Annotated in this window: 22 protein-coding genes and 2 pseudogenes; 12 read left to right on the top strand and 12 right to left on the bottom strand. The window is 68.3% G+C overall.

Annotated elements, in window-relative coordinates; genetic code table 11:
• Nucleotides 1-72 precede the first annotated feature (72 nt).
• On the top strand, nt 73-540 hold the full coding sequence (locus VAPA_RS28040) for a MarR family winged helix-turn-helix transcriptional regulator (RefSeq protein ID WP_021003588.1): 468 nt from the start codon (nt 73-75) through the stop codon (nt 538-540).
• Between the two features lie 15 nt (nt 541-555).
• On the opposite strand, the gene VAPA_RS28035 is transcribed toward VAPA_RS28040, so the two are convergent.
• On the bottom strand, nt 556-1,335 hold the full coding sequence (locus VAPA_RS28035; RefSeq protein ID WP_080666881.1) for a TSUP family transporter: 780 nt from the start codon (nt 1,333-1,335) through the stop codon (nt 556-558).
• 373 nt (nt 1,336-1,708) lie between these two features.
• Between VAPA_RS28035 and VAPA_RS28030 the strand changes: the two genes are divergently transcribed.
• The gene (locus tag VAPA_RS28030; RefSeq protein WP_021003586.1) at nt 1,709-2,353 is read left to right on the top strand and encodes a TetR/AcrR family transcriptional regulator; all 645 of its coding nucleotides are present in this window, start codon (nt 1,709-1,711) and stop codon (nt 2,351-2,353) included.
• Nucleotides 2,350-3,597: a glycosyltransferase gene (locus VAPA_RS28025; protein ID WP_021003585.1), complete on the top strand. Its 1,248-nt coding sequence runs from the start codon at nt 2,350-2,352 to the stop codon at nt 3,595-3,597. The genes VAPA_RS28030 and VAPA_RS28025 overlap by 4 nt, the downstream gene beginning before the upstream one ends.
• Before the next feature lie 27 nt (nt 3,598-3,624).
• On the opposite strand, the pseudogene VAPA_RS34150 reads toward VAPA_RS28025, so the two are convergent.
• The 4 genes and pseudogenes from VAPA_RS34150 to araD all read right to left on the bottom strand — a co-directional run.
• Nucleotides 3,625-3,756 (bottom strand): annotated as a pseudogene (locus VAPA_RS34150) (hydrolase); the annotation flags it as partial.
• A gap of 15 nt (nt 3,757-3,771) precedes the next feature.
• On the bottom strand, nt 3,772-4,767 hold the full coding sequence (locus VAPA_RS28020; protein ID WP_021003584.1) for a Bug family tripartite tricarboxylate transporter substrate binding protein: 996 nt from the start codon (nt 4,765-4,767) through the stop codon (nt 3,772-3,774).
• 47 nt (nt 4,768-4,814) lie between these two features.
• On the bottom strand, nt 4,815-5,525 hold the full coding sequence (locus VAPA_RS28015) for a ribonuclease activity regulator RraA (RefSeq protein ID WP_021003583.1): 711 nt from the start codon (nt 5,523-5,525) through the stop codon (nt 4,815-4,817).
• Between the two features lie 53 nt (nt 5,526-5,578).
• Complete coding sequence (gene araD, locus VAPA_RS28010) at nt 5,579-7,306, bottom strand: L-arabinonate dehydratase (protein WP_041946651.1); 1,728 nt, start codon at nt 7,304-7,306, stop codon at nt 5,579-5,581.
• Between the two features lie 83 nt (nt 7,307-7,389).
• Here araD and VAPA_RS28005 point away from each other — a divergent pair, with 83 nt between their 5' ends.
• Together VAPA_RS28005 and VAPA_RS28000 are read left to right on the top strand one after the other, a co-directional pair.
• On the top strand, nt 7,390-8,109 hold the full coding sequence (locus VAPA_RS28005) for a GntR family transcriptional regulator (RefSeq protein WP_021003581.1): 720 nt from the start codon (nt 7,390-7,392) through the stop codon (nt 8,107-8,109).
• Nucleotides 8,106-8,675: a flavin reductase family protein gene (locus VAPA_RS28000; RefSeq protein WP_021003580.1), complete on the top strand. Its 570-nt coding sequence runs from the start codon at nt 8,106-8,108 to the stop codon at nt 8,673-8,675. Before VAPA_RS28005 ends, VAPA_RS28000 begins: the two co-directional genes overlap by 4 nt.
• Nucleotides 8,676-8,714: 39 nt before the next feature.
• On the opposite strand, the gene VAPA_RS27995 is transcribed toward VAPA_RS28000, so the two are convergent.
• The 6 genes from VAPA_RS27995 to VAPA_RS27970 form a co-directional block, all read right to left on the bottom strand.
• Complete coding sequence (locus VAPA_RS27995) at nt 8,715-9,737, bottom strand: zinc-dependent alcohol dehydrogenase family protein (protein ID WP_155248168.1); 1,023 nt, start codon at nt 9,735-9,737, stop codon at nt 8,715-8,717.
• Nucleotides 9,734-10,312 (bottom strand): amino acid synthesis family protein, encoded by a 579-nt coding sequence (locus VAPA_RS27990; protein ID WP_021003578.1) that lies wholly within the window; start codon nt 10,310-10,312, stop codon nt 9,734-9,736. Before VAPA_RS27990 ends, VAPA_RS27995 begins: the two co-directional genes overlap by 4 nt.
• A gap of 10 nt (nt 10,313-10,322) precedes the next feature.
• Nucleotides 10,323-11,294 (bottom strand): tripartite tricarboxylate transporter substrate binding protein, encoded by a 972-nt coding sequence (locus VAPA_RS27985; RefSeq protein ID WP_021003577.1) that lies wholly within the window; start codon nt 11,292-11,294, stop codon nt 10,323-10,325.
• A 65-nt stretch (nt 11,295-11,359) separates the two neighbouring features.
• Nucleotides 11,360-12,223 carry a fumarylacetoacetate hydrolase family protein gene (locus tag VAPA_RS27980; protein WP_021003576.1) on the bottom strand — a complete coding sequence of 288 codons (864 nt, stop codon included), beginning with the start codon at nt 12,221-12,223 and terminating at the stop codon, nt 11,360-11,362.
• A 46-nt stretch (nt 12,224-12,269) separates the two neighbouring features.
• Complete coding sequence (locus VAPA_RS27975) at nt 12,270-12,827, bottom strand: VOC family protein (RefSeq protein WP_021003575.1); 558 nt, start codon at nt 12,825-12,827, stop codon at nt 12,270-12,272.
• Nucleotides 12,828-12,860: 33 nt separating this feature from the next.
• Complete coding sequence (locus VAPA_RS27970; protein WP_041946650.1) at nt 12,861-13,577, bottom strand: GntR family transcriptional regulator; 717 nt, start codon at nt 13,575-13,577, stop codon at nt 12,861-12,863.
• Nucleotides 13,578-13,608: 31 nt separating this feature from the next.
• Between VAPA_RS27970 and VAPA_RS27965 the strand changes: the two genes are divergently transcribed.
• Complete coding sequence (locus VAPA_RS27965) at nt 13,609-14,193, top strand: NADPH-dependent FMN reductase (protein ID WP_021003573.1); 585 nt, start codon at nt 13,609-13,611, stop codon at nt 14,191-14,193.
• A 16-nt stretch (nt 14,194-14,209) separates the two neighbouring features.
• Here VAPA_RS27965 and VAPA_RS27960 read toward each other — a convergent pair.
• Nucleotides 14,210-15,216 (bottom strand): annotated as a pseudogene (locus VAPA_RS27960) (TRAP transporter substrate-binding protein).
• 117 nt (nt 15,217-15,333) lie between these two features.
• Here VAPA_RS27960 and VAPA_RS27955 point away from each other — a divergent pair.
• From VAPA_RS27955 to VAPA_RS27930, 6 genes are all read left to right on the top strand, one after another.
• Entirely contained in the window at nt 15,334-16,116 is a 783-nt protein-coding gene (locus tag VAPA_RS27955) for an IclR family transcriptional regulator (protein WP_021003572.1), read from the top strand.
• A gap of 156 nt (nt 16,117-16,272) precedes the next feature.
• On the top strand, nt 16,273-17,301 hold the full coding sequence (locus tag VAPA_RS27950) for a TRAP transporter substrate-binding protein (protein ID WP_021003571.1): 1,029 nt from the start codon (nt 16,273-16,275) through the stop codon (nt 17,299-17,301).
• Nucleotides 17,302-17,305: 4 nt separating this feature from the next.
• Nucleotides 17,306-19,177 (top strand): TRAP transporter large permease, encoded by a 1,872-nt coding sequence (locus tag VAPA_RS27945; protein ID WP_021003570.1) that lies wholly within the window; start codon nt 17,306-17,308, stop codon nt 19,175-19,177.
• 20 nt (nt 19,178-19,197) lie between these two features.
• Nucleotides 19,198-20,292 (top strand): LacI family DNA-binding transcriptional regulator, encoded by a 1,095-nt coding sequence (locus VAPA_RS27940; protein WP_021003569.1) that lies wholly within the window; start codon nt 19,198-19,200, stop codon nt 20,290-20,292.
• Nucleotides 20,289-21,287 (top strand): hydroxyacid dehydrogenase, encoded by a 999-nt coding sequence (locus VAPA_RS27935; protein WP_021003568.1) that lies wholly within the window; start codon nt 20,289-20,291, stop codon nt 21,285-21,287. Before VAPA_RS27940 ends, VAPA_RS27935 begins: the two co-directional genes overlap by 4 nt.
• A complete protein-coding gene (locus VAPA_RS27930) occupies nt 21,284-22,108 on the top strand; it encodes an amidohydrolase family protein (RefSeq protein ID WP_021003567.1) in 825 nt (274 codons plus the stop codon). The genes VAPA_RS27935 and VAPA_RS27930 overlap by 4 nt, the downstream gene beginning before the upstream one ends.
• Nucleotides 22,109-22,194 lie beyond the last annotated feature (86 nt).

Here is a 22,194-nt window from a genome sequence, read left to right as displayed (position 1 = left end):
GGCGCGGTGGAACGACCCCCTAGAATCGCAGGCTCCGTCTTCACCGCCGGGACCGATTCTGGTTTCGACACCATGCCCAGCCCCACCTCCGACGCCGCCGAGATCGACATCAATGACCAGCCGGGCCACCTGATTCGCCGGGCCCATCAGATCGCGGTTTCGGTGTTCCACGAGAAGCTGGGGCGTGACGTCACACCGGTCCAATACGCGATCTTGCGCACCTTGCAGAAGAAGCCGGGCATCGACCAGGTGACGCTGGCCCAGCAGGTGGCGCTCGATACCTCCACCGCCGCCGACATCGCCGCGCGGCTGGAAACCAAGGGTTGGATCACGCGCCAGGTGTTGGCGCGCGGCCAGCGCGAACTGCGCCTGACCGCCGAGGGCACCACGCTGCTTGCGCAAACGGTGCCGGCAATGGCCCAGATGCAGGACGCGCTATTCGGCACCATGAGCGAGCAGGAGCGCCGCGATTTCATGAAGCTGCTCGCCAAGTTCGTCACGGCCAACAACGACAGAAGCCGCGCGCCCATGCGCGCGTGAAGAGGGAGCGGGCGCTCAGCCCTGCGCGATCGCAAGCCACGCGCTCGCGATCAAGGTCGAACCCGCCGCGGCCAGCAAGCCGCCCACCAGCCATTTGAGGGTGCGCGGCTGCAGCTTGTTCGGCAGCCGATGGTGCAGCCGCGTCACGCCGTAAACCACCGGCATCGCGCAGGCGGCCAGCAGCGCCGCGCGCCACGAGAAGTGCCCCGTGGGCAGCACGATCACGAGCCGAACCAGCGAATTGAACGCGAACATCAGCAGCAGTGCGCGGCGCACCAGTTCGCGCTCCAGCGGCTGGCGGTACATGTGAAAGACGATGGGCGGCCCCGAGCTCGAGAACAGCCCGCCCAGCACGCCCGACAGCCCGCCGATGACGGCAAAGCTCGTGCGGCCCGACACCGCGGGCTGCGGCCTGCCCTGCAGCACCAGCAGCAGCGCGCAGCCCAGGATCGACACGCCCAGCAGGCCGCGCAGCCAGTTCACCGCGCCGCCGCTGAGCCAGGTGAGCAGCATGAGCCCCGCGATCACGCCCACGGTGCTGCCGTTGAGCGCCGGCTTCATCAGCCGCCACGGCACCACGCCGGGCCGCGCGCGGAAATAGGTCCATGCATTGATCAGGCTCAGCACCGTGGCGGCGTTGGCCGTGTCGCCCACGCTGGCGACGTGGAACACCGACACCAGGCCAAGCAGGATGAGGCTGAATGCGAACCCCGTGAGGTTCTGCGCGTAAGTGGCCAGCGCCACGCAGGCCATGAAGACCAGCACGGGGCCGGCTTCGTAAAGCATCGCTTGCACCGGATGCAGGGTCAGTACACGCCGCTCTCGAAGCCGCGCTGCGCGCAGGGCAGCGCGACGCGGTCATGGAATGCTTTGAAAAAGGGAAGCGCTGAGGCGGACATTCTGTGAAAGGAAGACGGGAACGGGTGTGGAAGGATGAATCAGTCGATGCCGATGGCCGCGCGCTGGATCACGGCGGCCGGCACGGCCAGGTCGGCCCGGCGGATCAGCGCGTCCATCTCCTGGAGCATTGTCCGGCCTCGATGTCACCTGCCGCATTGTCCCCGAAACCGCATGGCGCACCGCGCCGGTCGGCATTGAGCGGCGAGCGTTGCTCGTACATTTGAACGTCGTATAAACTTATACGTCGTTCATATTTGAGGCCACCCCTTTGCCAGCCCCCGAACTCCCAGGCCGCCGCGAGCGGCGGCGCGCACAGACGCTCGACCATGTGGCAACCACCGCCATGCAGCTCTTCGAGGCGAACGGCTACGACGCCACCACCATGGAGCAGATCGCGCTGCAGGCCGATGTGGCCAAGGGCACGCTCTACAACCACTTCGCCACCAAGGAAGCGATCCTCGCGCACTGGGTGCACATGGAACTGGCGGCCGACACGCAGCGCCTGCGCGGCCTGGTGGCGCAGCCCGGCGGTTTCGAGCCGCGGCTGATGCGCCTGCTCGATGCGTCGGCCGAATGGTCGCAGCGCCATCGGGCCTACCTGCTCGACTATTTCCGTTTCCGCTTTCTCAACATCGAGGACGAGCTCGGCGCCGGCGATGTCGACGAGCGCCCGCGCGATCTCGCGGGGCTCTTCGCGCTGCTGGTCGCGCAGGCGCAGGACGACGGAACGCTGCGCGCCGACGTGCCGGCCGAGCACCTGTCGTCGCTGCTGCACCACCTGTACTTCGGCGCGCTGATGCGCTGGCTGACGCTGCCGGGGCTGGTGCTCACCGACGAGTTCGCGGTGATCGTCGACATCTTTGTCCATGGCGCCGGTGCCGCCGGCAAACCGCCGCGGAGGAAGCGCGCATGAAGATCGCCGTGCTCACCTATGGCACCGAGGGCGATGCGCGCCCGCTCGCGGCCCTGTGCCGCGCGCTCGACGAAGCCGGCCATTCATCGGTGCTGCTGGCCGACGCATCGACGCTGGGCGCCGCGCAAAGGCTGGGCGTGCGCACGCAGGCGCTGGCCGGCGACATCCGGGGCGCGCTCGGCGCGAGCGGAGCCATCGCCAACGTGGTGGCGCACAGCGAGCGGCCCGGCGCGGCCGCCAAGGCGCTCGCAGCCATTGCCAACGGCAACGCCACCGCATGGCTGCGCCAGGCCGTCGAGACGGCGCGCGGCAGCGAGGCCATCGTGTGCGCGGGGCTGGCCGCCTTCGTGGGGCTGTCGGCGGCCGAGGCGCTGCGCGTGCCGGCCGTCGGTGCAGGACTGTTTCCGCTCACGCCGACGCGCGACTTCGCGTCGCCTTTCCTGCCCCCTTCCCGCGTGCCGCGCTGGCTGCACCGCGCGAGCCACCATCTGGTCAACGCGATGCTGTGGCGCGCGTTCCGCCCGGCGGTGAACGCGGCGCGCGCCGAGGTGTGCGCACTGCCGCCGCGCCGGCGCATGTGGAGCACGCACCCGATGCTCTACGGCTTTTCGCCGAGCCTGGTGCCGCGGCCGGCCGACTGGCCCGCCAATGCCGCAGTCTGCGGGCAGTGGATTCCACCGGCGCCCGACTGGCAGCCGCCGCCCGCGCTGGCCGCTTTCCTGGCCGCGGGCGAGGCGCCGGTCTACATCGGCTTCGGCAGCATGACCGGCTTCGATGCCGCCCGCCTGCGCCAGGTGGTGGTGGATGGCGTGGCGGGCCGGCGCGCGGTGCTGCACCCCGGCTGGAGCGGCATCGACACGCAGGGGCTGCCGACCAATTTCCACGTGGTGGGCGAGGTGCCGCACGACTGGCTGTTTCCGCGCACGTCGCTGGTGGTGCACCACGGCGGCTCGGGCACCACGCATTCGGCGGCGCGTGCCGGGGTGCCGTCGGTGGTGGTGCCGTTCGCGGGCGACCAGTTCTTCTGGGCACACCAGCTGGCGCAGGCCGGCGTGGCGCCCGACGCGGTGGCGGGCAGCCGGCTCGGCGCGGACGACCTGGCGCGCGGCCTTGCGTTTGCCGGCCGCCCCGAGGTGCGGGCCCGTGCGCTGGCACTGGGCGAGAAGATGCGCGCGGAAGACGGGCTCTCTCGCGCCGTGGAGGCGATCGAGCGCAGCCTGGCAGGCCGCGCCCTTCGGTTATAGCGCCAAGGGAGGGCGAACGCCTTCTTCGAACACCTCGAAGCCCTGGTCGATCACCGACAGCGCCGGCCCGACGATGCGCACGCCGGTCCACAGGCTCGACAGCACGATGCGCTTCTTGCCGATCTCGTTCACGCGCTCGATCATGGCCGCGTCTTCCCACGCAGGACCCGGGGATCAGTCCGCGGTCGCCCCCGACTTCTTCACCAGCTCGGCCCAGCGCGGAATCTCGCGCGCCATGTGGTCGCGCAGTTCCTCGGGCGTGCTGCCGACGATCTCCATGGCCAGCTGGCCCGAGAGCTTGGCCTGCACGTCGGGCTGCTTCAACGCCTTCACGATCTCGGCATTCAGGCGCTGCACGATGGGCTTGGGCGTGCCCTTCGGCGCGTAGACCGCCTGCCACGACGACATCTCGAAGCCCGGCACGCCCGACTCGATCATGGTCGGCAGTTCCGGCACCAGCGCGATGCGCTTTCCGGTGGTCACGGCCAGCAGCTTGAGCCGGCCGCTCTTGACGAGCGGCAGCGCGGCGGTCACCTGGTCGAACATGAAGGGCACCAGGCCCGATGCGACATCGGTCATGGCGGGCGGCGTGCCCTTGTACGGCACGTGCGTGAGCTTCACGCCGATCATGTCGGCGAACATCTCGCCCGCCAGGTGCGTCGAGGTGCCGGCGCCGGAAGACGCGAAGGTGCGCTTGGATTCGTCCTTCTTGAGCAGCGCAATGAGTTCGGCCACCGAGTTCACGCCAAGCTGGCTGTTGACGATCAGCACGTTGGGCAGCCGCCCGACCAGCGACACGGGCTCGAAGTCCTTGATGGCGTCGTAGGGCAGCTTCTTGTAGAGGCTGGGATTGATGGCGTGCGTGCTGATGGTGCCGCCGAACAGCGTGTAGCCGTCGGGCGCGGCCTTGGCCACGTAGGCCGCGCCGATGCCGCCGGCCTGCCCCGGCTTGTTGTCCACCACCACCGACTGGTGAAGGCTCTCCTGCAGCTTGTTCGACAGGATGCGGCCCACGATGTCGGTGGAGCCTCCGGCGGTGAAGGGCACCACGTAGGTGATGGGCTTGGCGGCGGGCCATTCGGCCTGCGCGAGGACCGCGGCCGGTGCCAATGCGAGGGCGGATGCGAGCGCGGCGGACCAAAGGCCCGCGGCGCGTTGGATGAAGGGCATGGTGTTGTCTCTCTTTTCGTTTGTCGTCGTCGGGAAAAAAACCGGCGTCAGCGCCCGCAGGCCTGCCGCCAGGCGGCGAACTCGGTGCGGCTTTGCTCGTCGGTCGGCGGATAGAGGCCGAGGATGGAGCGGCCTTCGAGCACCTTCTCCTGCACGAAGTCCTCGAAGACGGTCATCTCGGTGGCCTCGGCCGCGACCTCGTCGGCCATGACCGCCGGAATCACGATGACGCCTTCGGCATCGCCCACCACCACGTCGCCGGGCCACACGGCCACGTCGCCGCAGCCGATCGGCACGTTGATGTCGATGGCCTGGTGCAAGGTCAGGTTGGTGGGCGCGCTCGGGCGCTGGTGGTAGGCGGGAAAGCCGAGCCGGGCGATGTCGGGGCTGTCGCGAAAGCCGCCGTCGGTGACCACGCCGGCCACGCCGCGCTTCATGAGCCGGCTCACCAGGATGCCGCCGGCCGAGGCGGCGCGCGCGTCCTTGCGGCTGTCCATCAGCAGCACCGCGCCCACCGGGCACTGCTCCACGGCCTGGCGCTGCGGATGGTTGCGGTCGTTGAACACGGTGATCGGGTTCAGGTCCTCACGCGCCGGCATGTAGCGCAGCGTGAAGGCCTCGCCGACCATGTTGGGAAGCGTCGGGTCGAGCGGATGCACGTCCTGGATGAACTGGTTGCGCAGTCCGCGCTTGAACAGCGCCGTGCACAGGGTGGCGGTGCTGACCTTCATCAGCTTCTCGCGAGTTGGGGGATTCACGTCGTCGGTCTCCGTTGGCTTGTTGGCTTGGTCGTTGATCGGGGAAGCGGGCTTCAGAAGATGTCCGGCTCGGGCACCGGGCGGCCGAACCCGGTTTCGAGGAAGTCGAAGTCGCAGCCCTCGTTGGCCTGGCGGATGTGGCGGCTGAACATCCAGCCGTAGCCGCGCTCGTAGCGCGGGGCGGGCGGTGTCCAGGCGGCCTTGCGCCGCGCCAATTCCTCGTCGCTCACTTCGAGATGGATCGTGCGTGCGGGCACGTCTACCGTGATGCGGTCGCCCGTGCGCACCAATGCGAGTGGGCCGCCGATGGCCGCCTCGGGCGAGCAGTGCAGCAGGCAGCCGCCGTAGCTGGTGCCGCTCATGCGCGCATCCGACAGGCGCAGCATGTCCTTCACGCCCTGCTTCAGCAGCTTGGTCGGGATCGGCAGCATGCCCCACTCGGGCATGCCGGCGCCGCGCGGGCCGGCGTTGCGCAGCACCAGGATGTCGTCGCCGGTCACGTCGAGCTCGGGATCGTCCACCGCCTTCTTGAGCGCCGGATAGTCGTCGAACACCAGCGCGCGCCCGGTGTGCTGCAGCAGGTGCGGCGCGCAGGCGCTGGGCTTGATCACCACGCCATCGGGCGCGAGGTTGCCGCGCAGCACGGCCAGTGCGCCTTCGGCATAGATGGGGTTGGCGAGCGGGCGGATGACGTCGTCGTTGAACACCTCGGCGCCCTCGATGTTCTGGCCGAGGGTGCGGCCGTTGACCGTGCGCGCCTCGGTCTTCAGGTGGCCGCGGATGCGCTCGAGCATGGCGGGCAGGCCGCCCGCATAGAAGAAGTCTTCCATCAGGTAGGCGTCGCCGCTCGGCCGGATGTTGGCGACGACCGGCACGCGGCGGCTGGCCGCATCGAAGTCGTCCAGCGTGACCGGATGGCCCGCGCGGCGCGACATGGCGATCAGGTGCACGATGGCATTGGTGCTGCATCCCATCGCCATCGCGCAGGCGATGCCGTTCTCGAAATTGGCGCGCGTGAGCATGCTGGCGGGCGTCAGGTCGTTCCACACCATCTCGACGATGCGGCGGCCGCACTCGGCGCTCATGCGCACGTGGTTGGCGTCGGCCGCCGGAATGCTCGAAGCGCCCGGCAGCGTGAAGCCCACGGCCTCGGCGATGCCCATCATGGTGGCCGCGGTGCCCATGGTCATGCAGGTGCCGTGGCTGCGCGCGATGCCCGCTTCCATCTCCTGCCAGGCCTGGTCGCTCAGCTGGCCGGCGCGGCGCTGGTCCCAGTACTTGAAGGCGTCCGAGCCCGAGCCCAGCACCTGCCCGCGCCAGTTGCCGCGCAGCATCGGGCCGGCCGGCAAGTAGATGAACGGCAGGCCCATGCTCAGCGCGCCCATCGTGAGGCCCGGGGTGGTCTTGTCGCAGCCGCCCATCAGCACCGCGCCGTCCACCGGATGGCTGCGCAGCAGCTCTTCCGTCTCCATGGCGAGGAAGTTGCGGTAGAGCATGGTCGTCGGCTTGACCATGCTCTCGGACAGCGAGATGGCCGGCAGCTCGAGCGGAAAGCCGCCGGCCTGGAAGATGCCGCGCTTGACGTCGTCCACGCGCTGCTTGAAGTGCGAATGGCACTGGTTGGCGTCGCTCCAGGTGTTCACGATGGCGATGATCGGCTTGCCCACCCAGTCGGTGGGCGCATAGCCCATCTGCATCACCCGCGAGCGATGGCCGAAGGAGCGGAAGTCGTCGGGCGCGAACCAGCGGGCGCTGCGCAGGGTGTCGTAGGAACGTGGCATCGGGGGCTGGACCGGCATTCTTTGTGAGATCAGCTACATTAAAACACTAATATATCACTCGGTCAAAGCGAAAATTCAAGCGAATGACAGCCCTCCCCCGGATCCGACTCGACCGCACACGCCTTGCAGCGCCCCAGGTGCTCGAAAAGCTGCGCGACGCCATCCTCTCTCTCGAACTCGTGCCCGGCACCGTGCTGGTCCGCCAAGAGCTGGCCGACCGCTTCGGCGTGAGCCAGACGCCGGTGCGCGAGGCCCTGCTTCGCCTCGCCGAGGAAGGGCTGGTGGATGTGTTTCCGCAGCACGCCACGCTGGTGAGCCGCATCGACGTCGACGCCGCGAGGCAGGCGCACTTCCTGCGCCGCTCGATCGAGCTCGAGATCGTGCACCAGCTGGCCGAAGAGGCGCCGCCCGAGCTGGTGGCCCAGCTGCAGGCCCAGATCGCGCTGCAGGCCACGCTGGCGGCCGCGCGGCAGTACGGCGACTTCGTCGGCGCCGACCGCAAGTTCCATCACCTGATGTATGAAGCCGCGGGCGTGCCGAGCCTGTGGGACATGGTGTCCCGCGTCTCGGGCCACGTGGACCGCCTGCGCCGCCTGCACCTGCCCACGGCCGGCAAGACCGAGGCGATCCTGCGCGACCACCGCGCCATCGTGCGTGCCATTGCAAGACACGACGGCGCCGCGGCGCAGAAGGCGCTGCGCGAGCACCTCTCCGGCACGCTGAGCTCGCTGCCGGAGATCTGCGCGCGTCATCCGGATTTCATTGCGGGGGAGAGTTGGGGCGACGACACGGTATCGCGATGACGAAGAAGAAAAAGCTTTTCGCCAAGGCGGACTTTCCGGTCTCCCAGGTGCGCCGGTTCCTGGAGCCGGGCCCGATCGTGCTCCTGTCTTCCCGCTGGCAGGGGAAGAACAACATCATGACGCTGGGCTGGCACACGGTGATCGAGTTCACGCCCTCGCTGGTCGGCTGCGTGATCGCGCGCGCGAACCACAGCTTCGAAATGATCCGCCGCAGCGGCGAGTGCGTCATCAACCTCCCCACGCGGCCGCTCACCGACGAGGTCGTGCGCATCGGCAACAGCTCGGGCGCCGAGATCGACAAGTTCGCGGCCTTCGGCCTCACGGCAGTCGATGCCGAGCGCGTGGAGGCGCCGCTCATCGGCGAATGCCACGCGAGCTTCGAATGCCGCGTTCACGACCGCAGCCTGGTCGGCAAGTACGACTTCTTCATCCTCGAGGTGGTGAAGGCCCACGCCGCCGAATCGCCCCGGCATCCGAAGACGATCCACTACACCGGCGAAGGCGTTTTTCTCGAATCGGGAAAGGCGTTCAGCCGACGATCCTTGTTCAGGAACGCGCTGCTTTGAATCGCTGCGCCCGACGCCCGTGGCGGGTTCTCGCGTTGCCTAGCCACGAGGCGAGCCGCCAGGCAGCAGCACGATCTTGCCCACCGCGCTTCCGCTGTCGAGCACTTCGTGCGCGCGGCGCGAATCCGCCAGCGCGAAGCAGGTGGCGGGGGGCGCATGCACGCGTCCCTCCGCCATGAGCGCGATCGCGGCCTCCATGAAGCCACGCCGCTGCACGGCGTCGGCGTCGATGGCGTGGATCGAGAACGTGCGCACGGCCAGGCTCCTGCCCAGCAGCCGCCGAAGCTCCTCGAACACGTCGCCGGTCGGCGGGCCGTTGACGATGTTGTAGGAGACCGCCATGCCGAATGGCGCGAGGGCCCGCAGGCAGGCAATGAAGAGATCGCCGCCGAGGTGGTCGAAGGCCAGGTCCACGCCGCGCCCGCCGGTGAGCTGCATGACCTTCTCGGTCAGGCCTCGCGGGTCGCTCTCGATCACCTCGTGCGCACCGTTGGCCCGCGCGAAATCCCGCTTCTGCGGGGTGGAGGCTGTGCCGATCACGCGCAGGCCGCGGTCGCGCGCCACCTGCACCAGCGCCGTGGCCACGCCGCCGGCCGCGCCGGGAATCAGGACCGACCGGGCCGGCAGGTTGCCGTTGCTCGACAGCATGGCCAGCGCGAGCTGGAAGTTGCCGAGGCTCACGGCATCCTCGAAGCGGATCGCATCGGGAAGAACGAAGGGCGCGGCCTCGGGCACGCAGATGGCTTCGGCGTAGCAGCCGCCGCGCTGCGCGAGCTCACGCGCGCTCACGAACACGCGCTGGCCAACCTGCAGGACGGTGACGCCAGGGCCGACGGCATCGACGATTCCGGCCATCTCGTTGCCGGGAATCGCCGGCATGGGCGGCATCCACTTGTAGGTGCCGTTGCGGATCAGCACGTCGGGGCCGCCGGCGCCGATGGCCATGGCCTTGACCCGCACTTCGCCCGCCTGCGGCTGCGGCAGTGGCAACTCCACCAGTTGCAGCACCTCGGGACCGCCGGGTGCCTGGAGCTGGATCGCCTTCATGGTGGTGTGCATCAGCGCTGCCCGTCGTGCACGGACACCTTGTCCTTGGTGAGCCCGCCCAGGCGCGCATGCACCCGCCCTCCCGTGCCCATCACCAGCGCGAACAGGATCTCGTTCGGCCGCGGCGCATCCTGGATGCCGACCTCCATCGAGTTGTAGTGGCTGCGGACGTACGCGGCATGGATGTAGTGCAGCGGCACCATGAGCCGGTAGCCCGGGCCGGCCACTGCCTTGGCCGAGGGCACGATCGCCTTCGGCTCGCCGAGCACCTCGCGCATGGCCCAGCCCCCGGCCTCGTGCCAGACGGCACCGTGCTCCAGTTCGCCGTTCACGCCCACGATCGCGGCCTTGCTGTAGACCTCGACCCTGTCGCGCCCGAGCGTCTCGACCAGCTCGGTGGCCAGCAGCGTGCCGAGCGAGCGCAGCTCGGCCATGAAGGGCAGCAGGTCCGGCTCGTAGCGGCCTGCGTAGGGGTTGTGGATGACCGCGCAGGCGGCCGCCAGCCTGAGCGGCGTCGCGGCCGGCGGACCGCCCTCGTGGTAGATGGTCTCGATGCAAAGACTGCGCTTGCGGATGTCGATCAGGGACATGGAGGGATCCTCATTGCTTGGGTATGTGTGCATCGTTCACCACGGCGGTCCACCGCTTCAGTTCGGCGGCCACCATGGCGGTCATTTCTTCGGGCGTGCTGCCGCGCGCTTCACCGCCCATTTCTTCGAGCCGCGTGCGCACGGCGGGCGCCTGCAGGGCCTTGAGTGTCTCGGCATGCAGGCGGTCGACGACCGGGCGCGGCGTGCCCGCGGGTGCCATGAAGCCGGCCCAGGAGCGCACGTCGTAGCCAGGCACGCCCTGCTCGGCCACGGTCGGCAGCTCGGGCATCTGGCTCCAGCGCTGCGCGCCGGTGGTGGCCAGCGCACGGAGCTTGCCGGCCTTGATGTTGGCCAGCACGGCCGTGGGCGGCGCGATGATCATCGGCACCTCGCCGCCGAGCAGCGCCGCGACCGAGGCCGCATCGCCGCGGTAGGGAATGTGCAGCAACTCGACGTTCGCGCTCTTCACCAGCAGCTCGCCGGCGAGGTGGTGCGTGGAGCCGATGCCCGCAGAGCCGTACGACACGCCGCGCGCATCGGCACGCGCTGCGGCCAGCATCTCGGCCAGCCCGCGATAGGGCGAATCGGCCCGCACCACCAAGAGGAACGGAAAGTAGGTGATCGTCGAGACCATCTGGAAGTCCGACACCGTCTGGTAACTGAGCTTGTTGTAAAGCGCGCCGGCCACCGCGTGGCCACCCGTGGCCAGCAGCAGCGTGTAGCCGTCGGGCCTGGCGCGCGCCACCGTGCCCGAGGCGATGGTGCCGCCCGCGCCGGTCTGGGCCTCGACCACGAAGGGCTGCCCCAGCCCCTTGGCCATCTCCGTGCTGACCACGCGCGCGATGGTGTCGGCGTTGCCGCCGGCCGCAAAGCCCTGATAGATCTTGATCGGCTTGTCCGGGTAGCCCTGGGCCAGGCCGTGTAAAGGTGCCGCGCAGGCCAGGGCCAGGCCTGCGGCGACGAGCAATCGTCTGTGCCACATGGTTTGTCTCCAAAGTTGTGGAATGAAGGCCGCGGCTTGTGCCGCCGCGGTCCGGGTCCGGGGCTTCAGTCCTGCTGGACGATGGGATTGCGCAGCACGCCGATGCCTTCGATCTCGACCTCGCACACGTCGCCCGGCTTCATGAAGCGCGGCGGCTTCTTGCTCCAGCCCACGCCCGCCGGCGTGCCGGTGGCGATCACGTCGCCGGGCACGAGCGTGAAGATGGTCGACGCGTAGCTGATGAGCTTCGGGATGCTGAAGATCATGTGGCCCGTGTGGCTGCTCTGCACGACTTCGCCGTTGAGCCGGGTCTCGAGCTTGAGCGCGCGGCCGGGCGCGATCTCGTCGGCCGTCACCATCCAGGGGCCGAAGCCGCCGGTCGACTCGAAGTTCTTGCCGGAGGCGATCTGCTTGGCATGGAACTGCCACTCGCGCACGCTGCCGTCGTTGTAGCAGGAATAACCTGCCACATGGTCGAAGGCATCCGCCTCGGCGATGTTGCGCCCGCCCTTGCCGATGATGACGGCAAGCTCGCCTTCCCAGTCCAGCGATTCCGATACGTGCGGCCGCACGATGGGCTGGTTGTGCGCGCATTGCGAGCGCCACACGCGCAGGAAGATGGGCGGCTGCTCCGACAGCTCGCGCTGCATGCCGGCGGCCAGCACCTCCTGGTGGTGGTCCATGTAGTTGCGCACCGCGCACACGATCTTCTCGGACTTGGGGATCGGCGGAAGAAAGGTGATGTCGGCAAGCCTGGCCGCGATGGGCAGTCCTTCGACATGCTGCGCCGCCTGCAGGTACTCGCCCGAGGCGATGTAGTCGACCAGGCCCGCATGCTGCGGTCGCGCCTTGCCGAGATCGACCACGCCGTCGCCGACGACGGCGCCCCAGGTTTCGCGGCCTTGATGGACAAAAGACAAAAGCTTCATGGGAACTCCGGTTGAAATGTGCAGGATTGGGGAAAAGGCGGTCGCGTCAGGCGGCGCGCGCCGCAGGCGCACGCGACTCGAACTGCGCCTGCCACTGCGCGAGCGGCATGAAGGTGGGGTCCTTGCGGCACGCCTCCTCGGTCTCGCGCATGAGCGTCTCGTCGTCCTTCGAAAGGTCCAGCGGATCGCCGTGCGGCTGCGCGATGTAGAACGGCGTGTCGACGTAGATCTCCACCGTGTTGCCCTCCGGGTCGAGCATGTAGACCGACAGCGCATTGCCGTGGTTCAGGCCGCGGATATTGGTGGCGCCCTGGGCCTCGGCGCGCGCCGAGATGTCGCGCAGGTGCTGGATGCTCGGCACCACGAACGAGATCTGCATCACGGTGCTGAACTTCGCCTCCGGCGGCCGGCCCGAGGCCAGCACCAGCTGGTGGTGCTGGTCCGGGCTGGCGCTGGTGAACACCAGCTGGTTCCTGAAGGTGCGGCCCTCGCCGCGGTCGGTGATCGTGAGGTCGAAGGTCTCGGTATAGAAGGCCACCATCCGCTCCAGATCGGTGACGAAGATGCCGAAATGCGAAGGCGTGGGTCGTGCGACCTTGAGCATGCTGTCTGTCTCCGGTGACGGGGTCTCGTGCCCCTACGATTGCGCGGCCTGGGCCGCCTTGAGCGCGGCGACCACGTTGCGCTGCGTGCTCAGGATGTGCTCTTCGAGCAGCGCGCAGGCCGTGTCCGCATCGCGGCGCAAGGCGGCGTCCATGATCTTCTTGTGCTCGCTCGACTTGCGGCGCGCGGTCTTCCGGTGGCGCGCGGAGAACCGCCGGTAGCGCTCGGCCTGGTCGAACAGGCTCGCGCCCCAGACGCGTTGGCGCAGCGACGGGCAGGCGGCCAGCAGCGAGAGGTGGAAGGTGCGGTGCAGCTGCGACCACTCTCCATCGAGAATGACTGGCCCGTCGCTCAGGCGCGACTCGACCTTCTCCAGCCGATGGAAGGCGGCGAGTACCGAGGCCTCCCATGCGTCGTCGCCGTGGCCGATGGATTCGCGCAGCGCGGGCACGTCCAGCATGACACGCATGCGCGTGATGTCGGCCAGGTCCTCTTCGGAGATCGGCGCCACGCGAAAGCCCCGGCGCTCGTCGGCGCGAACGAGCCCTTCCTGCGCCAGGCGGCTGAGCGCCTCGCGCAGCGGGCTGCTCGAATAGCCGTAGGCAGACTGGAGCTCGTCGAGCTTGAGCTTGGCGCCGGCTTCGAAGGTGCCGGCCAGGACGTCTTGCCGCAAACGGGTGAATGCCTGCTCGGCTAGTGGCGGCTCATTGGCGGGAATTTCTTGTTTGTGCATGGAGTTCATTTTATGCATAAACTCCATTTTTTGGAAATAAGGGATCACCATGACACGCAGCACCTCGATCGCCGGCATCCGCCTGCTCGGCATTTCCGGGAGCATCCGGCGCGACTCTCACTGCACCGCGGTGCTGCGCAGCCTGCAGCCGTTGCTGCCTGCGTCCGCAACCATCGAGCTCTTTGCGCTGAACGATATTCCGCTCTACAACGCCGACCTGGACGGCGATGCGCCGCCCGCAGCCGTGGTCCGGCTGAAGACGGCGATTGCGCAGGCCGACGGCCTGGTCCTGTGCTCGCCGGAATACAACTACGGCATGCCCGGCGTGCTGAAGAATGCGATCGATTGGGCGTCACGGCCCGGCTTCGCCTCGCCGCTCAAGGGCAAGCCGGTCCTGATCGCGACCGCCTCGCCGGGCACCGCGGGTGGCGTACGCGCGCAGGCGCAGATCCGCGACGCCTTGGCCGCCACGCTGGCGCGACCCGTGATCCGCCAGCACGTCGCCATCGCGAACGTCGGCGCGCGGATCCGCGACGGCCGGCTCGACGACGAATCCACGCTCGGTTTCCTGCGAGTGGCGCTCGCCGATCTGCTTCAGGAAATTGCATTGCTGGACGGCGCCGCGTCCCGCTAGACGGACCGCTTCGGAGCTACCTGCGCGCCTTGTCGATCTCCGACATCAGTTCCTTGACCGTGGCCTCGCCCACCGACGCGGAATACTTGTCGATCACCGGCTTCACCTTGGCGCGCAGCTTCGTCATTTCTTCCGGCGGCAGTTCCGAGACGGTCATGCCGGCCTTCCTGAGGGCGCCGAGCGCGATGTCGGCGGCGCTGCGCGAGGCCGCGCGCTGGAACTCGGTCGAATCCTTCGCGGCCTCGGTCAGGATCTTCCGCTCGTCGGCGCTCATGCCATCCCAGATCTTCTTGCTGATCAAAAGCGCCTGCGGGTTGTAGATGTGCCGCGTCCGCGTGATGTATTCCTGCACCTCCGAGAACTTGGACGCAAGGATGGTGGTGTTCGGGTTCTCCTGCCCGTCGACCGCCTTCTGGTCGGGCGCCGGATAGAGCTCGGGGAACGGCAGTGGCGTGGCGTTGGCGCCCAGCGCGCTGAACAGCTCGATGTAGATCGGCGATTGAATGACGCGAATCTTCAGCCCGCGATGTCGTCCGCCTTCGCGATCGGCCGCTTGCTGTTGGTGACGTTGCGAAAGCCCAGGTCCCAATAGCCCAGCGCGACCAGGCCCTTCTCCGGAAGCTTCGCGATGAGTGCCTGCCCGAGCGGGCCGTCGAGCAGCGCATCGGCCTGCGCGAAGTTGCCGACCGCAAACGGGAAGTCGACAAGCCCGAACTCCTTCACGATGCCCGCGAGCGAGGTGGTGGCCGGCGCCGACATCTGCTGCACGCCGCCCTGGAGCGCCGACTGCTGCTGCATCTCGTTGCCCAGCTGCGAGGCCGGGAACTCCTGCACCTTCATCCTGCCGCCGCTCTTGGCCGCCAGCAGCTCGGCAAAACGCTTCACGCCGAAGCTCACCGGATGGTCTGCATTGTTGAGGTGACCGAAGCGGATGGCGCGTTCCTGCGCCTCCTGCGCGAGCGCCGGAATGGCCAATGCGAGGGCCAGGCCGGCAGCCGCCAGCGAGCGGTAAAGCTTTCTCAAGATGATCTCCAGCAAAGTGATGCTGGCGCGATCTCAGGAGAAAAATGGAAAGTATTTCCACTAGTGAAAACACTTGGCAAAAGAGCTAGAGTTGCGCCTGTCCCACCTCCGAACGACATGAGCGCCATACTCGAACGCAGCTTCAAGGTCCTTGAACACCTGGCCGGCCACCCCGAAGGCCGCGCGCTCTCCGCGCTCTCCACCGAGCTGGAAATGCCCCTGAGCGCCACCCATCGCCTCCTGAGCGAACTCATCCGCTGCGGCTACGTGCGGCAGGACCAGAGCCATGGCGACTACACGCTCACGATCAAGCTCGTATCGCTCGGCCTGAGTTTCCTGAGCAACAGCGGCATCGTGGACGTGGCGCAGCCGCTGCTCGACAGGCTCGCGGCCGAATCGGGCGAACTGGTGCGGCTGGCGGTGGTCGACGGCGACGAACTGACCTTCGTCGCCAAGGCGCAGGGCGCCACGCGCGGCCTGCGCTACGACCCGGACATGGGCCTGTCCGTCAACCTCTCGTGCAGTTCCGCCGGGCACGCCTGGCTGTCGACGATGACGGACGAACAGGCGCTCCAGCTGGTCGCCAGGCAAGGCTTCGGACAACCCGAGGACTTCGGCCCGAAGGCGCCGACCACCGTCAGGGCACTGCTGACGTATTTGCGCGCGGCCCGCAAGCGCGGCTTCGCCATGATCAGCGAGGTGTTCGCGCCCGCCATGACGGCCATGGCCGCACCGGTGCGCGGCGGCAACGGCGCGGTGATCGGCGTCATCACCATCGCCGGGCCGCTGGTGCGGCTGACGGAAGAACGCATGCTCGAACTGGGGCCGGCCCTTCTTGCAACCGCCGAGGACGTGACGCACGCCAGCGGCGCGTCCGCGCTCTTCAAGCGGCGCGCCTGATCGGGCGAGCACGGACGGCCGCCCCAGCATGCGAAGCCCGCCAGCCCGGGAAAACCCGCATCTTCAATCGTCTTGTATATCGATACAGTAAACCGGTACAGTAAATCGATACACCTCGATCCTGTGCATCTGTTCGACACAAGACTGGAGACAAGCATGGTTTCGATTCCACGCCGCCGATTCGTGCATGCGGGCGCTGCCGCATCGCTGGCCGCCCTTGCAGGATTTCCTGCCCTCGTCCGCGCGCAATCGACCATTGCGCTGCGCTTCTCCTCCTCGATGCTGGCGGACGACAACGCCGCCCACTTCGTGTGGTGCCAGCGGCTGCAGGCCAACCTCAAGGCGGCCGTGGGCGACGCCATTCGCATCGACTACTTCCCCAACAACCAGCTGGGCAAGGAAAGCGACGTCGTGCAACAGGTCAAGGTCGGCTCGGTCGACATGATGGTGACCGGCTCTTCCATCTTCGCCACCATCTCGCCCGAGATCGGCATGCTCGACCTGGGCTACCTGTTCGACAGCTACGCCCATGCCGGCAAGGCGCTCGAAGGCCCGGCCGGGGCAACGCTCAACGAGCTGCTGCAGAAGCGCTCGGGCTGCTCCATCCTGACCTGGGCTTCGCACTTCGGCGCGCGCAGCGTCTACACCAAGGCGCCGGTCAAGTCGCTGGCCGAGATCAAGGGTGTCAAGCTGCGCGTGCTGCCCACGCCGGCCTTCATCGAGACCTTCAAGCTGATGGGCGCGATCCCCACGCCCATTCCTTTCGGCGAGCTCTACATGGCGGCGCAGACCGGCGTGGTCGACGGCTTCGAGCACGACGCGGCCACGGTGCTGGCCAGCAAGCTCAACGAAGTGGTCAAGTCCTGCTGGCTCACCGAGCACCTGTTCAGCCCGATGGTGGTGGTGATCGGCAAGCGCGGCATGGACAAGATTCCCGCCAGCTTGCGCCCGGCCTTCCTGAAGGCGGTCAACGATGCGACCACGCAGCAGCGCGCCATCGCGAGCGACAAGGGCAAGGCCGCGATCGAGGAGCTGCAGCGCAAGGGCGTGGCCTTCTTCCCGATGGCGGCGGCCGAGCGCACGGCCGTGCGCAAGGAAATGGAAAGCAGGCTCTGGGCCGACTTCGCCAAGCAGTACCCGGCGACGGCGCCGCTCTTCGCCGCGGTCAACGCGGCGCGGGTCTGAGGCCATGACCGCGGTCGCCGCATCCTCGCTGGGCTTTCGCCACGACACGGTCTCGGGCGGGTGGCTCCGCGCACTGAACCGCTGGACCGAGATCCTGTCGGCCGTCGTGCTCGCTGCCGACGTGGTCGTGGTCTTTCTCTCGGTCGTGTTCCGCTACTTCCTGCACGACCCGGTGGACTGGGCCGAGGAGATCGCGCGTGCGCTGATGATCGTGCTGGTGTTCTTCGGCGCCGCCACCGTGCTCGCGCGCAGCCAGCACGTGGGCATCGACCTGTTCCGCCACCTGCTGCCGGCGCACTGGCAGCCCGCGCTGATGCAGGTGAGCCACTGGATCATCGCCGGGGTGGCGGCGAGCCTGCTCCTCTCGTCGACGCTGCTGCTGGTGGACACCTACGAGCAGACCACCTCGATCGGCCTGCCGCAATGGCTCTATGTCTATCCGGTGGTGATCGGCAGCCTGTTCATGACGCTGTTCGGCCTGGCCAATGCACTCAACGGTCCGCGCCGCGTGGTGCTCGGCACGCTGGCCGCGTGCGTGCTGCTGATGACGGCGATCTTCGGCTGGAACTCGCTGGTGCCGCAGCACGCCATCCCGAGCGGCCTGCTGCTGGCGGCCGGCTTCATTGGCGGACTGATGCTCGGCGTGCCGATCGGCTTCGTGCTGGCCTTCTCGGCACTGCTCTACTTTCTCTCCGATCCTTCGCTGCCGATGCTGATCTACTCGCAGCAGGTCATGGCCGGCACCGACCATTTCGTGCTGCTGGCCATTCCCTTCTTCGTGCTGGCCGGCCTGCTGATGGAATCGAACGGCATGTCCTCCCGGCTGATCGAGCTGCTGCTGCGCATCTTCGGACGCGTGCGCGGCGGGCTGGGGCTGATCACCATCACCGCGACCGCCTTCTTCTCGGGCGTGTCGGGCTCCAAGCTGGCCGACATTGCCGCGGTGGGAGGCATCGTGATGCCTGCGGTGCGCCGAACCAAACAGGACCCGAACGAAGCCGCGGGGCTGCTCGCCTGCACGGCGGTGATGGCCGAGACCATTCCGCCCTGCATCAACATGATCATCATGGGTTTCGTGGCCAACATCTCCATCGCCGGCCTCTTCATGGCCGGCCTGGTGCCTGCGGCCGTGATGGCGCTGGCGCTGGGCGCGCTGGCGATCATCGTCGGGCGCAAGATCAATCCCGACGATGCCTTCGAGAAGCGCACGCCGCTCCTGAAGCTGCTCGGCGGCGCGCTGGTCGCGATCGTCATGGTGGGCATGATCGGCAAGGGCGTGACCTCGGGTGTCGCAACCTCGACCGAAGTCTCGGCCTTCGCCGTGGTCTATGCGCTGGTGGTCGGCAGCCTGGCCTTCCGCGAGCTCAGCGCGCGCGCCATGGCGCAGCTCTTCGTGCGTTCGGCGTCGATGGCGGGCAGCATCCTCTTCATCGTGGCGGCCGCATCCAGCGTGTCCTTCGCGCTCACCATCGAGCAGATCCCGCAGCTGGTGTCGACCGCCATGATCTCTTTCGCGCAGCAGTACGGCAGCGTGATGTTCATCCTGCTGTCGGTGGGGATCATGATCGTCTTCGGCGCCGTGCTCGAAGGCGCGCCGGCGCTGATCATCTTCGGCCCGCTGCTGACGCCGATCGCGCAGCAGCTGGGCATCCATCCGCTGCACTTCGGCACGGTGATGGTGATCGCGATGGGCCTGGGCCTGTTCGCACCGCCGATCGGCCTCGGCCTGTTCGCCACCTGCGCGATCACCGGCACCCAGGTCAAGGACGTGGCCCGGCCCATGATGAAATACCTGGCAGTGCTCCTGGTGACGCTGATCGTGCTGGTGCTCGTTCCGTCGTTCTCCTTGTGGCTCCCGAACCGGCTCGGACTGTAGCCAGGAAGAAAACCGAATTCATGACCACCATCCAGGACGTCGCCCGCCATGCCGCCGTGTCGGTCAGCACCGTGTCCAACGTGCTCAACGGCCGCACCGACCGCATGCGTGCGGAAACCCTGGCGCGCGTCGAGGCGTCGATCCAGGCGCTGCAGTTTCGCCCGAGCAAGCTGGCCCAGCAGCTCAAGACCGGACAGACGCCGCTCCTGGGCCTGCTCGTGCCGTCGATGGCGAACCCGATGTACGGCTACATCGCGCGCGAGATCGAGAGCGTGGCGCAGGAGCGCTTCGGCTTCAGGCTCCTGATCGGCAGCACCTACCGCGACCGGGAGAAGGAGAGCGCCTTCTTCGAGGACCTGCTGGCGCACGGCGTGCGGCGCGTGATCGTGATCTCCTCGCTGGCCGATGAGCGCCACTTCGAATCGGCGGTGGAGCGCGGCATGGCGGTGGTGAGCTACGACCGTGGCGCGACCCCCGGCAAGCCTTCGAAGGTGGGCCACGTGATGCCCGACAACTTCGAGGCCGCGCGCCTGGCCACGCAGCACCTGATCGACAAGGGCCACCGCCGCCTGGCCTTCGCCACCGTGGCCGGCATGACCATGAGCCGCAGCGCCAAGATCGACGGCTTCTTCGCCGCCGCCGAGGCCGCGGGCCTGCGTGCGAGCGCGCAGGTGCTCGACGGCGGCGCGCTCAACGAATACGGCGACTCGGTGATCGCCGAGGTCGGCCGCGCGACCGCGCTGCAGATCGCGGGCCTGCCCGAGCATCCGACCGGCATCGTCGCCCTCAACGACCTGATGGCGCTGGGGCTGATGGCGGGCCTGCGCGAAGCCGGCCTGGGCGTGCCGGAGGATGTTTCGGTGGTGGGCATCGACGGCCTGTTCCTCGCGACCGTGTCCAACCCGATGCTGACGACGGTGCAGCTGCCGGTGCGCGAGATGGCGCGCGCCATGGTCGAGCGCGTGATGCAGCACCCGGGCGAGGCCAGCGAGAACGAGCGCGAGCAGGTCTTCACCGGTGTCCAACTGATCGAACGCGAGTCCGTCGCACCGCCGCCCGCGGCCAGCCAGCCCCGCATCGCAAGAAGAACCAAACCGGAGAAGGCAGCCCCATGACGACCGTTTTCGTGACCCACCCGGCCGACAAGCTGGCGCAGTACTTCGGCCCCAAGGCCACCCAGGCACTGGAGGCGATCGCCGAAGTGCGCTTCAATCCCGAGGCGCGCGAGCTCTCGACGCCCGAGCTTGTGGCCGCGGCGCAGGGCTGCGATGCGCTGATCGCGTACCGGCAGACGCCCGGTCCCGAATCGCTCTTTCGCGACTTGCCGCAGCTGGCCGCCTTCGTGCGCTGCGCGGTCGACATCCGCACCGTCGACGTCGAGGCCGCGAGCCGCCACGGCGTGCTGGTGACGCAGGCCAGCCCGGGCTTCGTGCCCGCGGTTGCCGAGTGGATCGTCGCCGCAATGGTTGATCTCGCGCGTGGCATCGGGCGCTACACCCATGCCTATCATCGCGGCGAGCCGCCGGCGCCCTTCATGGGCCGGCAGTTGCGCGCCTCGACGCTGGGCATCATCGGCTTCGGCGCCATCGGCCGTTACCTGGGCGACCTGGCGCAGGCCTTCGGCATGCGCGTGCTGGTCAACGATCCGCTGCCGATCGAGAAGCAGGCGATGCGCGAACAGGTCGCGCTGCCGGTGCTGCTGGCGCAGTCCGACTTCGTCGTCTGCCTGGCGCCGGCCAACGCGCAGACCGAGAAGCTCATGAACGCCGAAGCCTTCGCAGCCATGAAGCCGGGCGCCTTCTTCATCAATGCCGCGCGCGGCGAACTGGTCGACGACGAGGCCTTGCTCGCCGCACTCGAATCCGGCCAGCTGGAAGGCGCTGCGCTCGACGTCGGCCGAGCGCCCGACCAGATGCCCACGCCGGCGCTCGCGCGCCACCCCCGCGTCGTGGCCACACCGCATATCGGCGGGCTCACACTGCCGGCGGTGGAGCACCAGGCGCTCGAGACCGTGTCGCAGATCGCCGCACTGATGCGCGGCGAGATGCCGCCCGGCGCCGTGAACGCGGCGCATGCCACGCGGATTGCCCAATGGAGTCTTGCCGCATGACGAATCCTCCCATTGCCTACGCCGGCGCCTGCGATTGCCACGTCCACATCTACGAAGACGCCTGGCCGCTCGCGCCCACCGCGACCTTCAAGCCGCCGCATGCACCGGCCTCGGCCTACCGCGAAGTGCAGCAGGCGCTCGGCCTCACGCGCACCATCGTGGTCCAGCCCACGGGCTATGGCTTCGACAACCGCTGCACGCTGTCGGCGCTGGAGCAGCTGGGGCCCGAGGCGCGCGGTATCGCGATGGTGCCGCCCGATGTGGCCGACGACGAGCTCGAGGGCCTGCACCGGGCCGGCATCCGCGGCGTGCGCTTCATGATGCTGGCAGGCGGCCTGCTGCCCTGGCCGAGCCTGGAAGACATGGCTGCACGCATCGCGTCGCTCGCCTGGAACATCAACCTGCAGCTCGACGGCCGCGCGCTGCCGCAGCACATGGCCATGCTGGAGCGCCTGCCGGGCCGCTTCGTCATCGACCACATCGGCAAGTTTCTCGGACCGGCGGCGCTCGACGGCGAGGCCGTGGGCGCACTCTGCCGCCTGCTCGACAAGGGCAACTGCTGGATCAAGCTGGCCGCGCCCTACGAGACCTCGAAGAGCGGCCCGCCCGCGTACGCCGACGTGGTGCCGCTCGCGCAGCTTCTGGCCCGGCGCTATCCCGAGCGCTGCGTGTGGGCCAGCAACTGGCCGCATCCCAACGTCAAGCCCGAACCCTCCAACGCAGCCTTGCTGGACTGGGCACTGGAGCTTTGCGATAGCGAGCCGGCGCGCCGCAAGCTGCTGGTGGACAACCCGGCCGAGCTCTACGGCTTCGGCACGTAGAGGAACGGCCCTCCCGGCGCGCGCAGCACGCGAACCCGCAGGATTCGCCGCGAAGTGCGCAAATTTGCACAGGATCCGCCACGGCC

The organism is Variovorax paradoxus B4 (assembly GCF_000463015.1).
Classification (GTDB): Bacteria; Pseudomonadota; Gammaproteobacteria; order Burkholderiales; family Burkholderiaceae_C; genus Variovorax; species Variovorax paradoxus_E.
The sequence above is the reverse complement of the archived record's forward strand: the minus strand, read 5'-3'. Positions and strand labels throughout refer to the sequence as shown.